This window comes from Leptolyngbya cf. ectocarpi LEGE 11479 (assembly GCF_015207065.1).
Lineage (GTDB): Bacteria > Cyanobacteriota > Cyanobacteriia > Phormidesmidales > Phormidesmidaceae > Leptothoe > Leptothoe ectocarpi.
Genome location: NZ_JADEXP010000160.1, coordinates 1 through 13,750, shown reverse-complemented (window position 1 = coordinate 13,750; position 13,750 = coordinate 1). Strand labels below are relative to the sequence as shown.

Genomic DNA, 13,750 nt, shown 5'->3' with positions numbered 1-13,750 from the left:
TCTTAACCGAGCTATTTACATAAGAGGATAAGCCTGTCTATGGCATTTTTGTTAGGGGAAGCTAGCGCATCCGGTGTTCCGATGTACTACTTTCAGTTAGTCTATGTTGTCGGTTTTATTGCGGCAGTCGTTATTGGTTCACTGGCTTGGTATAACTCCAAGCGTCCCCCCGGCTGGGAAGATGCTGCGCGCCCTGACTTCGTGCCGGATGTTGAAGTCAAGGACACTGATGGGCAGTCCTCGGATTCCGCCGAGTAGTTTGCAACCTAATCGATTACCCTGAGACGCCCTTGGGTAATCGCTTCAAAAATTTTGGCTACCTGTGCTTGCTCATCATTGTTGAGGTGAGCTTTGCCTAACAGAGATGACATCAGCATGCGTTGAGTTTCTCTAGTGATCCGGCGGCAGCGCAGGATATTACTCATTAGACTCTCTAGCGATTGAGTCGTAGCATTGCTGTTTAGCATCGTACTTACTCCAGGACAACTACAGGAAGATTAGTCATAAAGTCGGTGAAGAGAACTTTTATGTCTACTCCTACTATGCTGTCTAAGCAAGGCTGAGTCCGTGATTTAAAGGCTCAAAATATGTGATCGTTGCTACAGTTTTCTGTGATCTAGTCTGACGTTGACGAGACCATAATCTCTGTAGCAAGGTTCAAACATTATCAAACATTATTTAGACTCGTTCACTCTTACATCGAAAATATTCTGAGAGGGCAGCAATCAGACCTGATGCCAAAATTAGCAAGACGCTCAGAGCATTGATGTCGGGTTTAATGCCGGTTTTGACCCGGCTAAAGATTTCAATGGGAAGGGGGTTGGCCCCGCCTGCGGTAAAGCTGGAAATTAGTAAATCGTCCATACTCAGGACAAATGCTAGCAAACAACCTGACAGAATAGCTGGGGCCAGTTGGGGAATTAGGACTTTGAGCAGAGCCTGGGTAGGTGTGGCTCCTAGATCTAAAGCCGCTTCTTCTAAGTTCGGATCTAAGCCATTGAGGCGACTAGAAACCACAATGGCAATGTAGGCCAAACAGAAAACCATGTGGGCGGCAATGGCGGTCCATAGACTTAGGGGCACGGCCACTGAGGCCAGAAAGACAAGGGTGGCCACTGCGATCGCAATATCTGGAATAATCAGTGGTAGGTAGGAAATTCCAACATAGAGAGACTTTCCAGGAAACCGATACTTGGACAACCCTACGGCCATGAGGGTGCCTAGAACCGACGATACCGCCACGGCACATAGGGCAATTTTGAGGCTGTCCCCAAGGGCCAAAAACAGACGTTCATCCCCCATGAGTTTGCGATACCACGTCAGGCTAAAGCCTTTCCAAATCGCGCCATATCGAGACTCATTAAAGCTGTACACCCCCAAAACAATAATGGGAATATACATAAAGCTGTACATGACTAGGGTGAGCAGCGCCTGCCATGAAGGACGCTTCCGCAAATGTTGATGTTTGGCAGGGGCAGCAGGTTTCATGAATAGATTTCAGGGTTGCGATCGCCATATTTAAGCAGCAATGAGATCGCCAGGCTCACCATTAAAATCAGCACCATACTCAGCGCAGACCCAAAGCCCCAATTACGAGCCACCCCTAAAAACTGGTTGTAGATCAGCCGAGAAATGGTCATGCTGTTAGGGCCACCGAGCAAGGTGGGCACTACAAAATCTCCCAGGCTGGTCACAAAGACTAGCAGACAGCCCGCCGCAATCCCTGGCAACGTTTGGGGCACTGTCACCCGCCAAAAGGCTGTCTGTGGCGTTGCTCCCAAATCAGCGGCAGCCTCTAGGAGCTTGAGATCTAATCGCTCCAACGAGGCATACAAAATCAGCACCATGTAGGGCAAGAAACTATAGGTCATACCGATATAGACGGCCCAATGGGTATTCATCAGAGACTGGGTCGGTAGTCCGAGTGTGGTCAGTACCAAGTTAATGACGCCGGACGATCTCAGCAGCGTAATCCAGGCATAGGTGCGCAGCAGCGACGATGTCCACAGAGGCAAAATAAACAGCACCAGCAGCAAATTGCGCCACCGTTTGGGCGCCATCAGGGCTAACCAGTAGGCCACGGGAAAGCCCAGCAGCAGGCAGAGCAGGGTAGTGCCCGTGGCAAAGGTGGCTGAGCGTCGTAAAACCTGCAAATAGGTAGGCTCCAAAATTCGCAGATAGTTGAGTAAGCCGTAGCCTTCAATCGGCTGACCTGGTCTAAGGCCGGGAACCAGACTTAACTCGCTAATCAGCAACGTGGGCAGCACCATGAGCAGGAACAGCCATACACCTGAGGGTCCCAATAGCCCCAGGGGCCTAACACTAGCCCTCAGCTTTTGTCCTATGGTAGCCACAGCAGAGGGCTTTGTTGTCAGAGCCGCCACAGGTCTTAGGTCTTTACGTATGCCTTTAGCCATTGCCCTAGGCGCTAGTAACCTTAGTCCAATACTCGTCGTAGAGGGCGTTGGCCTCACCCACGGGAGCAATTCCTTCGCACTTGGCGAGTAGCTCTTCTGGTGGGAATAGATTTTGATTGTCGAGGAGGTCTTTGGAGAGCATGGTCATGGCTTCACCATTGGGGGTGGCAAAGAACAGCCGCTCTACTGTTTCTTGAGAGACCTTAGGCTGCAGGTTGAAGTTGATCCACTCGTAGGCCGCATCCACATTGGGGGCTGAGGTAGGAATCACTATGGTGTCGGTCCAAACCGAAGAGCCACTTTCTGGAATCACATACTTAAAGGTGGGGTTTTCAAGGCTGACCGGAATCCCTTCCACGGAATAGACCATAGACAGCAGCAGGTCCCCACTGAGCAGTTCGTCTTGCCAGCCAAAGGATTTAAAGGAGGCGAGCGATGGTTTAAGTTCTAACAGCCTTTGATAGGCTTCCTCTAGCTCGGCTGGGTCTGTGGCGTTGTAGGAATAGCCTAAGGAGCTTAGGACGGCTCCCATAGTTTCGCGGACATCGTCAAGCAACGTCATTTTGCGCGATAGCACATCGCTGTTGTCCCACAGATAGTTCCAATCCGTGGGCGGTGTTGTGAGTACCTCAGAGTTGTAAAGTAGTCCTGTGGTTCCCCAGCTGTAGGGAATGCTGTGGGTGTTTTCAGGGTCATATACAGGACTTTTCCATTTCTCACGCATTTTGTCTAAGCCAACTAGGCGAGACTTATCCAGCTCTGTGAGCATACCAAGGTCGATCATTTCCGTGACCATGTAGTCCGAGGGATAAATCAGACTGTAGTTAGCACCACCGCCAGCCTGCATTTTTGCCAGCATGGTTTCGTTGGAATCGTAGACATCGATTTTGACATCGATACCGGTGGCTTCGGTAAACTGTGCTGCCAGCTCATCGTCTGTATAGTCTGCCCAGGTGTAAATATGCAGCGTACCCGATGCCTGAGCTGTGTCGGGAGCGGTATCGGTAGAGGCGGTATCGGTCTCACCGGCCTCACCGATGGTGCGCTGACAGTTGGCTAGACCCACTCCAGCTAGGGCTGCGGCAGAACCCTGTAGAAAACGACGACGGGATGTACGCGAAAGCAGCGAGTTGCGGGATAGTCGGCGGGGCACAGTCTTTCTCCTCTAAGCAGACACCATGAATACTTTAAGGCCACTCCTTGAGCTTAGGCTATCGGGAGATGGCAATTTGTTCGTGTAGATCTTTATTTAGACCAGTTTTAGTCAGGATAATTGCAAGGTGTTCAATGATTGAGACGTAGAACAGATTCATCGGTGCTATGGAGTCACAGAACTCCTTTGGGTACTGGCATCGAGTACCTGACAGTCGGTCGCTGACCAAGCTACATAAACCAGGGTCTCTGGTGAATATTTTATGTGGTTGGGTTGCAACACTCGCAACTGTTCCCCTGTGGTTAATTCAATAATGCAATGAATGTGGGGACCTGTATATAGGGTGTGTTTTACGGTGCCTGGATAGCAGTTTTCATAGGTGTTGGGTTGGGCGGTGTCAGTTTGGGTGCTGAGGTGAATTTTTTCGGGACGAATACTGACATCTATGCGGCTGGCATCTACACGGCTGGTGCCGCTGTTGTTATTGGGGGTGATCTGGCGTGCGATCGCAACCTGCAACCCACTCTCTGTTTTTAGCCAGGTTTGGTTATCCCCCGTCAAAAACTCACCCGATAGCAAATTGGTATCGCCAATAAAATCAGCCACAAAGGCGGTGCTGGGCTGTTCATAAATATCGCTAGGTGAACCCACCTGTTCAATCCGACCCTCTTTCATGACCGCAATGCGATCCGACAGGGACAGTGCCTCTTCTTGATCGTGGGTCACCATGATAAAGGTGATGCCCAGACGCTGGTGCAGGTTAGACAGTTCTACCTGCATCTGCTTGCGCAGTTTTAGGTCCAACGCTCCCAGTGGCTCATCCAGTAACATCACCGCAGGCCGATTGACCAGGGCTCGAGCTAGGGCTACTCGCTGCTTTTGTCCCCCCGATAGCTGGGCAGGATACCGCTTGGCAAAGTTTTCCATCTGGACCAGGGTGAGGGCTTCTCCCACGCGCTGGCGTAGATCGGCCCTGGGAATTTTGCGAATCTTGAGGCCAAAGGCGACGTTATCCCAGACACTCATGTGATTAAACAGGGCATAGCTTTGAAAAACGGTATTGACCGAGCGACGATGGGCGGGGACACCGTTCATCGACTGGCCCTGAATGGTCAGCTCACCTGAGGTCAGCGTTTCAAACCCGGCAATCATTCGCAATGTGGTCGTTTTACCGCAGCCTGACGGTCCCAGGATGCTAAAAAACTCTCCCTGGCGAATTTGTAAACTCAGCCCTTGAACGGCGATGTCGTCACCAAAGGCTTTGATCACGTCTTTGAGTTCTACATCCAATGCCGTTGTTGTTTTTACCGGTGGCGCAGAGATGGTTTGAGCCATAGGATGCAACCCTCATGATTGGTCCATTTGCATTATTGCGATTGCTGATTTAGAGGATGAGCCGATCTGTCGCCGTTGCCATTTGACGGTTCCTCATGACTAAAACCATCCCGAGGATCAGCAATGCCCATTATTTTACGGGGAGTCGCTCAAAATCCCAATTAATCGTTGGGAGGTTCAGTCGTCGTCAGAGGCTAGGGGCTACACTGGTCACAGTCTTGGTCTACCCTGGACCCTTCTCTTCACCTTGTTCTAAGTTCAAGAAACTCGCTCACCGTCAATCATGGCCTTTTTTCAATACTCCTCAACCGCAACGATTGAAAAAAAGGGAGGACGCACCGTTGGTCGCCAATATCAGTCGGTGATCATGATGATTGTTTTGTCCTTGGTGATGCTGGGGGGCATTGGCAGTCGGTTATTTTACCTGCAGCTGGTGGAGGGCGATCGCAACCGTAAGCTAGCCGAAGAAAATCGAATTTTACTGCTGCCTCGACGACCTGCTCGGGGCACTATGTTTGACCGCAATGGCAAGATTTTGGCAGGCAGTCGGTTGTCCCATACGGTCTCGATCTGGCCGATTGCTTTGCCGGTTGATCAGCGTGACCAGGTGGTGCAGCGTCTAGCGCAGCTGCTGGAAATTCCTGAGGATGAGATCCAGCAGCGGATTGAAACGGCGGGGTATGAGTCCACCCAGTCAATTGCGATCGCACGGGGTCTGAGCCCGGCCCAAACCACCGCGTTAGCAGAATATTCCCCAGAATTACCCGGTGTACGGGTGGAAGCAGAAGCCATCCGCAACTACCCCAATGGTGATTTGGCTGCCCATGTGATTGGCTATACCGGAGAAATTGACGAGGAAGAATTTGACCAGCTGGCGGAGGCAGACGAGGACTATCGCCTGGGGGACATCATTGGCAAAATGGGCTCTGAAAAGTCCTTTGAATCGATGTTACGGGGTGTGTGGGGCGGTCAGCAGGTTGAGGTAGATAGCGCTGGCAACGTGCTCAGCATCATGGGTGAAAAACCGCCTGAGTCGGGTCAAAATATTCGCCTAACGTTGGATCTGGAACTGCAAAAGGTCGCCGAAAAAGCCTTGGGAGATACCATTGGTGCCATTGTGGCCATGGATCCTCGGGATGGGGCTATTTTAGCGATGGTGAGTCGTCCCACCTTTGACCCCAATATTTTTTCTACTCGCATTACCCAGGCCCAGTGGGAGCAGCTCAACAGCCGGGGTAATCCTTTTCTCAACCGCTCCCTGCAAGCCTATCCCCCGGCCAGCACGTTCAAAATCATCACCACAACGGCAGCCATTGAGTCAGGAACATTTCCTGCAACCACAGTCCTACCCACCTATCCCAATATCAACGCTGGGGGCATCTTATTTTGGGATTGGAATAATGCCGGTTTTGGCCCCTTGGGATTTGCGGGTGCCCTGAAGTGGAGTAGCGACACCTTCTTTTACCAGGTGGGTATGCGCATGGGACACGAACCCCTGATTGAGTGGATGCGCAACTATGGTCTAGGCGCTAAAACCGGTATAGAGCTAGTTACCGAAGAGTCCCCCGGTCTGGTGCCAGACGAAGCTTGGAAGCAAGAAACGTTTGAAGAAGAATGGTATCTGGGTGACACCATCAATATGACCATTGGTCAGGGCTATATGCAGGTGACCCCACTGCAGACGGCGGTGATGTTTGCGGTCGCAGCCAACGGCGGCTATCGGGTTACCCCCCACCTGCTACTAGATGGTGCTGAAACCAAACAGTGGAAAACATCTCTAGGCATGCAGCCAGAAACTGTCAAAGTGGTTCAAGACGGGCTGCGTCAGGTGATCACCAGCGGGACAGCCACGAGCCTCAACGTTGCCACAATCCCCAATGCGGCAGGCAAAACCGGCACTGCGGAGGCTCCACCCTTTGAGAATCACACTTGGTTTGGGGCCTATGCGCCCTTTGACGACCCAGAAATTTTAGTGGTGTCCTTTGGCGAGCATTCGGGTGGCGGCGGCGGCTCCTTTGCGGCTCCCATGGCAAAACAGGTGCTAGAAGCCTACTTTAGCAAAATCAAACAGCAAAAAGGTCCAACGCCACCGCCAAAAGCGTCGGCAGGATAACCGAGGATAGAGCTGGGAGTAGAGCAGTGAACAGAAGGGGTATCCGTTCATCGCCTAACCTCGATTGCTAGCTGCGGAGGCTCACCTTAAACTTTTTCTCAAGGGCAGCGCGAATTTTATCCTGGAGTGGGTCAATGTCTTGATCGGTGAGGGTGCGATCGCTCGCCCGATAGCACATCCGAAAGGCCAGACTCCGCTGACCGTCAGGCACGCCTTTGCCAGTGTACTGGTCAAACAGGGTGACAGTTTCTAGCAGCTGGCCGCCTGTGCGGGCAATCAGCTTTTCTAGGTCTGCTACTGAGACATCTGTGGGCGCGTAGAAGGCAATATCGCGGTCAGAGCCCGGATAGGAGGAATAGCTTTTGAACTTGGGAGCCCGGAACCGGTCGCTGACCAGACAGGTTGCGATCGCATCCCAATTTAACTCAAAGACATAGACGGCTTCCGGCAGGTCCCGCTCCTGACGCAGCCGTGGATGCAGCTGACCAAAGGTGCCCAAGCGAGTCCGTCCGCGTACCCACAAAGAAGCCGTGCGCCCAGGATGTAGCCGTGCGTCTTCACTGTCGGGCCGATAGTCAACAGCCAGACCGACCTGTTGAAATACGGTTTCAAGGATACCTTTTGCCTCATACCAGGTCATTGCTGTGGTGGTGCCAGTCCACTGACCGTGGGCAGCATTGCCGCCCAAAATGCCACCTACACGCTCGTACTCATTGAGCTGACCGTCTTCGTTGGCAAACACATGGCCAATTTCAAAAGCATTGAGGGGGCCATTACCCTGTTCCAAGTTAAATTGAAACCCGTCAATGAGACCTGAGAGTAAATCGGAGCGCAGGGCAGAATATTCTGTAAATAGTGGATTTTCCAGAACGACCCTCTCAGGGGCAGGATTGGTCAGGGAATAGTGCAGTACTTCCGTCAGCCCGGCCCCCCGAAATGCTGCCCGCAGCTGTCGTGCCAGCGCTGCCTCTGGTGAAAGGCGTCCGCGCGAGGTTTGCTGAGGTAGGGTATTGCCAAAGCGGTTATAGCCAAACAGACGGGCCACCTCTTCGATCAAGTCTATTTCCCGCTCTAGGTCACGATAGCGGTAAGCCGGTACAGAGACGGTCCATCTCCCGGCTGCTTCGTCGGTCAAACTGCATCCCAGTCGCGTTAGCGTATCCTCCACATCAGCGGCACTTAGCTCTGTAACCTGACCATCCTCAGCGATATAGCTACCTAAAATCTGCTGTACCCGCGCTAGCCGGAGGCCGACGGAGCGCGTAGGGGTAATTTGGCCGACCTCAGTACGAACGTCTTGTTGATGGGTGATCTTGGCATCGGCTAGCTCCACCATCAGCTGAATCGCCCGACTCGCTGCTAGATCTAACTCTGCTGGATTCACACCCCGTTCGTAGCGGGCGGAGGCTTCAGTGCGCAGGCCCTGGCTACGGGCCGAGCGCCGAATCACTGCGGCATCAAAAAAAGCAGCTTCTAAAAAGACATTTTGAGTCTGGTCATGGACTTCAGACTCTGCGCCTCCCATGACTCCGGCGAGGGCCACAGGTAGATCGTTGGCCGTAATCGCCAGGGTCTGCTCCTGCAGCTGGCGTTCCTTATCGTCCAGAGTTTTAATCGTTTCACCCGGTTTACCAAAGCGAACGCTAACGGTGGTGGATTTTCCCTGGCTCAGCCTATCTAAGTCAAAGGCATGGAGCGGCTGCCCCCATTCCAGCAGCACATAGTTAGTGATATCGACCACATTGTTAATCGGACGGGTGCCCGACGCTTCTAAGCGCTGTTTCAGCCAGGTAGGAGACGGGCCGATTTTGACGTCTTCTAGCACAGTGCCAATGTAGATGGGGCAGGCCTTGGGATGTGGGAGCGCGATCTCAATCGGACGTTTGGCAGCAGTCGGCACTGTCAAGTCTTCAATGGGTAGCGTCAGCTTTGCCCCAGTAATCGCAGCCACTTCTCGGGCAATCCCTACCATGCTCAAAGCATCGGCACGATTAGCAGTCGATGACAGGTCTAGTACGGTGTCATCTAGCCCCAGTAATGGCCGCACATCTTGCCCTACCTGCAGGTCAGGCTGCTCAAATATGTGAATACCCTCTGAATCTTTGGCCAGACCCAATTCAGATAAGGAGCAAATCATACCCGCAGAGGCTACCCCGCGTACTTTCCGTGACTTAATCTTGAGATCTACCTGGGGGAGATAGGTTTTGACCGTTGCAACAGCCACATAGATATCTGCCCGGACATTGGCTGCACCACAGACAATCGTTGACGGTTCAGCCTCTCCGATGTCCACGGTACAAACGCTGAGCTTGTCGGCATCAGGATGGGGCTGACGCTCCATGACCTTACCGACAACAACCCCATCAGCCCAGGTCCGGCGCTCTTCAATATCTTCAACTTCGAACCCAGCCATGGTTAAGGCATCACCAATGGCCTCAGGCGTTAGCTGTGGATCGACAAATTCTTTGAGCCAGTTGACAGAAATGCGCATGGAGCCTGAATTGAAAGGGTATGGGCAGCAATAAACCCAAATTATTCTACCGTTGAAGCCCTATGTTAAGCCGTCGGTTTGGTGATGAGGTGTGGGTCGAATTCATAAATTGATACTAGTACCGTTAACGATTGGATAAGATAATAAGGATAATAAAAAGATCTACTACGATTATTCTCAACGCAGGGTTGCATTAGCGTTGATCCCGTTTCTATATGGATCTCTCCCAGGGAATTTATTAAAGTTGGAAAGGAATAAAATTAATCTATTGAAAGAATCTTACCGATTCCATTACTCATGACTGATGGTTGCGAATTCCAGTGTAATTAGAGAGTACTGGAGTAAATTCCAATCGGTTTCATTCCCTATGGATGTAGTGGTAAAGGGTTATTCTTTGCCCCAGTGTTTGAGAAGATGTCGTGCCATAGTTAACCATAGCCCCAGTCATAGAGATATGAGCAGGGTGGCTAAAGCTACATGACCTACTGTATCAATTCAGAGTGTCCTAGTCCCAAAAATCCCTCTACAGCGAGAGAATGTCTTGCCTGTGGATCCACTCTGCTGCTGCGCGATCGCTATCGTGTGAGTGGTGCCCTGGGCAAAGGAGGCTTTGGGACTACATTTTTAGCCCATGATGAGGGGTTACCAGGCTGTCCTCCCTGTGTGATTAAACAGCTACAGCCGACTACAGCAGCTCCCCATGTGATGCAAATGGCTCGCGATTTATTTGCCCGTGAAGCCAAAATCCTCGGCAAAATTGGTAACCATCCCCAGCTACCACGGCTGTTAGATTATTTTGAGGCTCGTACGGATTTCTTTCTGGTTCAGGAATATATTCACGGTGCCACCCTTCAAAAAGAGGTCAAAACCAGAGGGGCCTTCAGTGAAGCGGGAACCAAACAGTTTCTGAGTGAAATACTGCCGGTCATGCAGTACATTCACCGTAATCAAGTCATACACCGTGATATTAAACCGGCTAATCTGATCCGTCGCGATGCTGACAAACGGTTGGTACTGATTGACTTTGGCGCCGTCAAGGATAAGGTTAATCCGGTGAAGGCGAATGAAGAGTCAGGGCATACAGCTTTAACCGCCTATGCTGTGGGTACACCGGGCTATGCTCCCCCCGAGCAGATGGCGATGCGGCCCGTGTATGCCAGTGATATTTATGCCATTGGGGTTACCTGTCTCTATCTCCTAACGGCAAAGTCACCTAAGGAAATGTCCTACGATCCTCAGTCTGGGGAAATCCTTTGGCAGCAGCATGTGAAAGTGAGTGAGCATTTTGCGGGGGTCTTGAGTAAAATGCTCGAAATTTCAGTGCGGCACCGCTATAGTTCTGCTGATGCTATTCTGCGCGATCTGGATCTAGAACCCTATCTCCATAGCTTGGCTCAAAATATGGCTATTCCCACCACTGCTCCTAAAGATGTGGGACCGACCAGCCAGCCTACCTTTAACAGCGACGATACGGCATCCGTTTTAGGGTTAGATGACTCTACATCAGGGGCATCTCCGTCCGCTCGTCTGGCGGCAGCTATTCGGGCTCGACGAGAACGTCGCCAAAATACTAAGGGGGCTTCCCCCATTGCTCCCCGTCGTTCAGCGGGTAATTTACTCTCAAGTAGTTCAAGCCAATCGGGTCCATTTTCTGGGCAAGGTAAAAAAATCACCCCTGAAGCTGTACAAAAAGCGTATGAGCGAGGCCATCGTGACTTCTCGCTACAGAATTTTGGGCGGCTTAACCTGCAGCGGATGGTGCTGAGCGGCGCTAGTTTTGCTGGGGCTCAGTTAATGAACTGTGCTTTGCAAGGGGCTGACCTGACCAATGTGAATCTCAGTAAAGCCGATTTGCGTCAGTGTAATTTGAAAAATGCTAAGTTATCCAATGCTTACATGGGAGAAGCAAACTTAGAAAATAGCGATCTGCGGGGAGCCAACCTGAATCGCAGTAACCTGGCGGGGGCTAATCTCAAAGGGGTTAATTTGTGTGGAGCAGACTTAACGGGCGCTAACTTGACTGAGGCTCAGTTGGCCACGACTAAAACAAATTGGTCAACCATCTATCCCAATGGTCGTCGGGGGCTGCGCTAGAGCCCTGAAGGATTTCCCTCTATTTGCCACCGATTGTTCCTGAGCCGCGTTAGGATAACTAAGGTATTTTTGTAACAGTCTGTTAAATCTATGTTTCTCGATGAGCTGACACCCATTGTGCAAGAGATCCTAGGGCAGCCCGTCGCCTTTTTGAGCGGGTTTGCATCTGGGCTGCTAAAGCTCGATCTGAGTGATGATCCAGTAAAAAGCTGGCTAGAAAATCAGGGGGCTGATGTGTCTAGCCAAAGCGATGATGACGATGCCGGTAAGGGTCCCCAAAAAATTTCTATTGATTAGTGGTCAAGCAGTTCAGACATCCAAGTTTGAATCTGTCCTACTAAGGATGGGCTAGGAGATTGGTGGAGGATGGTCAGTGCTTGCTGGTAGTCACCAATTGCATAGTTCCAGTGCCCATCTAAGTGGTAAGCTCGACCTCGCTCTGCGTAGATGGGGGCCTTTAGACCTCCTAAAAATAAGGCCAAGCCAAAACAGACGATGGCATCGTCGTACAGCTTGAGTTCTCTAAAAAGGATGCCTTGCTGCAGACGGGCGTTAATGTTGTAGGGATTAATGTCGATGGCACAATCGTAGTCCGCGATGGCTTCCTGCAGATGTCCCATAGCTGCATGACATTTGGCCCGATTGACATAAACTTGATCCCCATTAGCTATTGATGGAGCTCGATTAGATTCGTCAGGTGTAGAAGTTGCCGATGACTGCATGGGATATATCACTCCCTATCGTTCACGGTAAAGGATTATTAGAGGATGGCTATAATGGTGGGTTGATGTTGTGGCCTAGCTCTGAGTTGGGTAAATACAACAGAGGGCCTGACTGATTAGTCAGATCGTTGCATGGCTGATGTTGTGAGCCCAACCGCAAAAAAACGGAGCGATCTCAATCTCATACCGTCTGAGTCAAGAATTCTATGTAAATTTACGCGTTGAGTGCGGAATCTGCGATGGAATCGCTCGCTCTAGGTTGCCAAACGTTAAAACTCTTGGGGTTTTATAACGGATTCAGCCGTAGTGTTTTGCCATCAGACCGAGAACGTTACGATTAGGAGCAGTAAAGCGATCAAAATTGTTGCGGGCACCCTATGACTCTATCTACTGTTCCAGCGGCGTTATCAGACAGCGACTATGTAATTGTGGGTTTAGCCCACTGCTTTGCAAAACAAGACGGTAATGTCGTACCAGTCAAGGTCTTTGAGCCAGTTCCCTCGGCTTATTTCGAAGCGTTAGTAAAAGGAGTCCCCACAGCCTATAAGACGCTGTATGGATTGCAGCTCGGTGAGATCGTCAAAGATAATCAGCCGACCGTAACACCGTTGCTCGGTGATACTAATGACGCCCAGTTCTGTGAAAACTTTGTAGAGCGTGCCATGGCTGCTGCTAGAACCTATCAAACCAGAGCGGATATTCAGACAACGGTGCCCCATGGGCAGACGTTTTCTGAGGTGAATTTTTCTACGGAAAAAAAGCGGATCTTAAATGCTTCTCACCAGGTGACCACAGAAGATAATGTGAAACAGCATGCCTATACCCACATGACCCTTTAGCAAAAATAAAAAGGGAGATACGCTTAAGCATATCTCCCTTTTTATTAAGAAGTTGGTAGCAATATGAGAAAAGCTTTACCGAAAACCAACAGAGGCCTGCCAAACAAAGGCTAGAAGCAAGAAAAAGATAGGTAGAATAGGCAAAATATCTACCAAGGGAGAAAATGCTTGGTAAGCTTCGGGAAGTTTAGCTAACAGTAGGACCGCATCCATGAGAACCTCTCTACTTTGGCGACAGTTTGCTTAATAATTGACTCACATCTTAACATGCTGCGGTGTCGCCTAAAGTTTGTTAATAATTTACCTAGTCATTCTTTTCAGAGGGTTCTAGCCACTTTTGGAACGTTACAGCGAACTGATTTTGTAAAATTGCTTTACGAATGGACTGGGTAAAGCGAATCAGCTCCGTGATGTTGTGGATGGATAACAGCGTATAGGCCAGTAGTTCATGGGCATGAATTAAATGGCAGAGATAGGCGCGAGTAAAGGTTTGACAGGTGTAGCAGGGACAGGTTTCATCTAGAGGCGTCAGGTCCCGCCGAAACTTCTGGTTTTTCAGATTCCACCGCTCCCCTTGTACTAGAGC

The 13,750-nt window shown here is 50.7% G+C and carries 14 protein-coding genes; 5 read left to right on the top strand and 9 right to left on the bottom strand.

Annotation, left to right across the window (positions count from 1 at the left end; translation table 11 throughout):
- Positions 1-39 precede the first annotated feature (39 nt).
- Positions 40-258, top strand: coding sequence for a photosystem II assembly protein Psb35 (gene psb35 / locus IQ260_RS16945; RefSeq protein ID WP_193994292.1), 219 nt, complete (start codon positions 40-42; stop codon positions 256-258).
- A gap of 8 nt (positions 259-266) precedes the next feature.
- On the opposite strand, the gene IQ260_RS16940 is transcribed toward psb35, so the two are convergent.
- From IQ260_RS16940 to IQ260_RS16920, 5 genes are all read right to left on the bottom strand, one after another.
- The gene (locus IQ260_RS16940; protein WP_228016190.1) at positions 267-425 is read right to left on the bottom strand and encodes a hypothetical protein; all 159 of its coding nucleotides are present in this window, start codon (positions 423-425) and stop codon (positions 267-269) included.
- Positions 426-678: 253 nt separating this feature from the next.
- Positions 679-1,488: an ABC transporter permease gene (locus IQ260_RS16935; RefSeq protein WP_193994290.1), complete on the bottom strand. Its 810-nt coding sequence runs from the start codon at positions 1,486-1,488 to the stop codon at positions 679-681.
- Positions 1,485-2,417, bottom strand: coding sequence for an ABC transporter permease (locus IQ260_RS16930; RefSeq protein WP_228016189.1), 933 nt, complete (start codon positions 2,415-2,417; stop codon positions 1,485-1,487). Before IQ260_RS16930 ends, IQ260_RS16935 begins: the two co-directional genes overlap by 4 nt.
- 4 nt (positions 2,418-2,421) lie before the next feature.
- Entirely contained in the window at positions 2,422-3,570 is a 1,149-nt protein-coding gene (locus IQ260_RS16925; protein ID WP_193994289.1) for a polyamine ABC transporter substrate-binding protein, read from the bottom strand.
- 165 nt (positions 3,571-3,735) lie between these two features.
- Entirely contained in the window at positions 3,736-4,905 is a 1,170-nt protein-coding gene (locus IQ260_RS16920; protein WP_193994288.1) for an ABC transporter ATP-binding protein, read from the bottom strand.
- 283 nt (positions 4,906-5,188) lie between these two features.
- Here IQ260_RS16920 and mrdA point away from each other — a divergent pair, with 283 nt between their 5' ends.
- A complete protein-coding gene (mrdA, locus tag IQ260_RS16915; RefSeq protein WP_193994287.1) occupies positions 5,189-7,018 on the top strand; it encodes a penicillin-binding protein 2 in 1,830 nt (609 codons plus the stop codon).
- 67 nt (positions 7,019-7,085) lie between these two features.
- Here mrdA and pheT read toward each other — a convergent pair whose 3' ends face one another.
- Positions 7,086-9,509 carry a phenylalanine--tRNA ligase subunit beta gene (gene pheT, locus IQ260_RS16910; RefSeq protein ID WP_193994286.1) on the bottom strand — a complete coding sequence of 808 codons (2,424 nt, stop codon included), beginning with the start codon at positions 9,507-9,509 and terminating at the stop codon, positions 7,086-7,088.
- A 477-nt stretch (positions 9,510-9,986) separates the two neighbouring features.
- On the opposite strand from pheT, the gene IQ260_RS16905 reads away from it, so the two are divergent.
- Complete coding sequence (locus IQ260_RS16905; protein WP_193994285.1) at positions 9,987-11,603, top strand: serine/threonine-protein kinase; 1,617 nt, start codon at positions 9,987-9,989, stop codon at positions 11,601-11,603.
- A gap of 90 nt (positions 11,604-11,693) precedes the next feature.
- Positions 11,694-11,900 (top strand): hypothetical protein, encoded by a 207-nt coding sequence (locus IQ260_RS16900; protein ID WP_193994284.1) that lies wholly within the window; start codon positions 11,694-11,696, stop codon positions 11,898-11,900.
- On the opposite strand, the gene IQ260_RS16895 is transcribed toward IQ260_RS16900, so the two are convergent.
- Positions 11,897-12,325: a tetratricopeptide repeat protein gene (locus tag IQ260_RS16895; RefSeq protein ID WP_193994283.1), complete on the bottom strand. Its 429-nt coding sequence runs from the start codon at positions 12,323-12,325 to the stop codon at positions 11,897-11,899. The two genes, IQ260_RS16900 and IQ260_RS16895, sit on opposite strands and share 4 nt — an antisense overlap.
- Before the next feature lie 377 nt (positions 12,326-12,702).
- On the opposite strand from IQ260_RS16895, the gene IQ260_RS16890 reads away from it, so the two are divergent.
- On the top strand, positions 12,703-13,164 hold the full coding sequence (locus IQ260_RS16890) for a hypothetical protein (RefSeq protein ID WP_193994282.1): 462 nt from the start codon (positions 12,703-12,705) through the stop codon (positions 13,162-13,164).
- Positions 13,165-13,239: 75 nt separating this feature from the next.
- On the opposite strand, the gene IQ260_RS16885 is transcribed toward IQ260_RS16890, so the two are convergent.
- Complete coding sequence (locus tag IQ260_RS16885; RefSeq protein WP_193994281.1) at positions 13,240-13,377, bottom strand: photosystem II reaction center protein K; 138 nt, start codon at positions 13,375-13,377, stop codon at positions 13,240-13,242.
- 91 nt (positions 13,378-13,468) lie between these two features.
- Positions 13,469-13,750, bottom strand: a 282-nt coding sequence (locus tag IQ260_RS16880) for a tRNA-guanine transglycosylase (RefSeq protein WP_193994280.1), incomplete at its 5' end; no start/stop codon positions are given.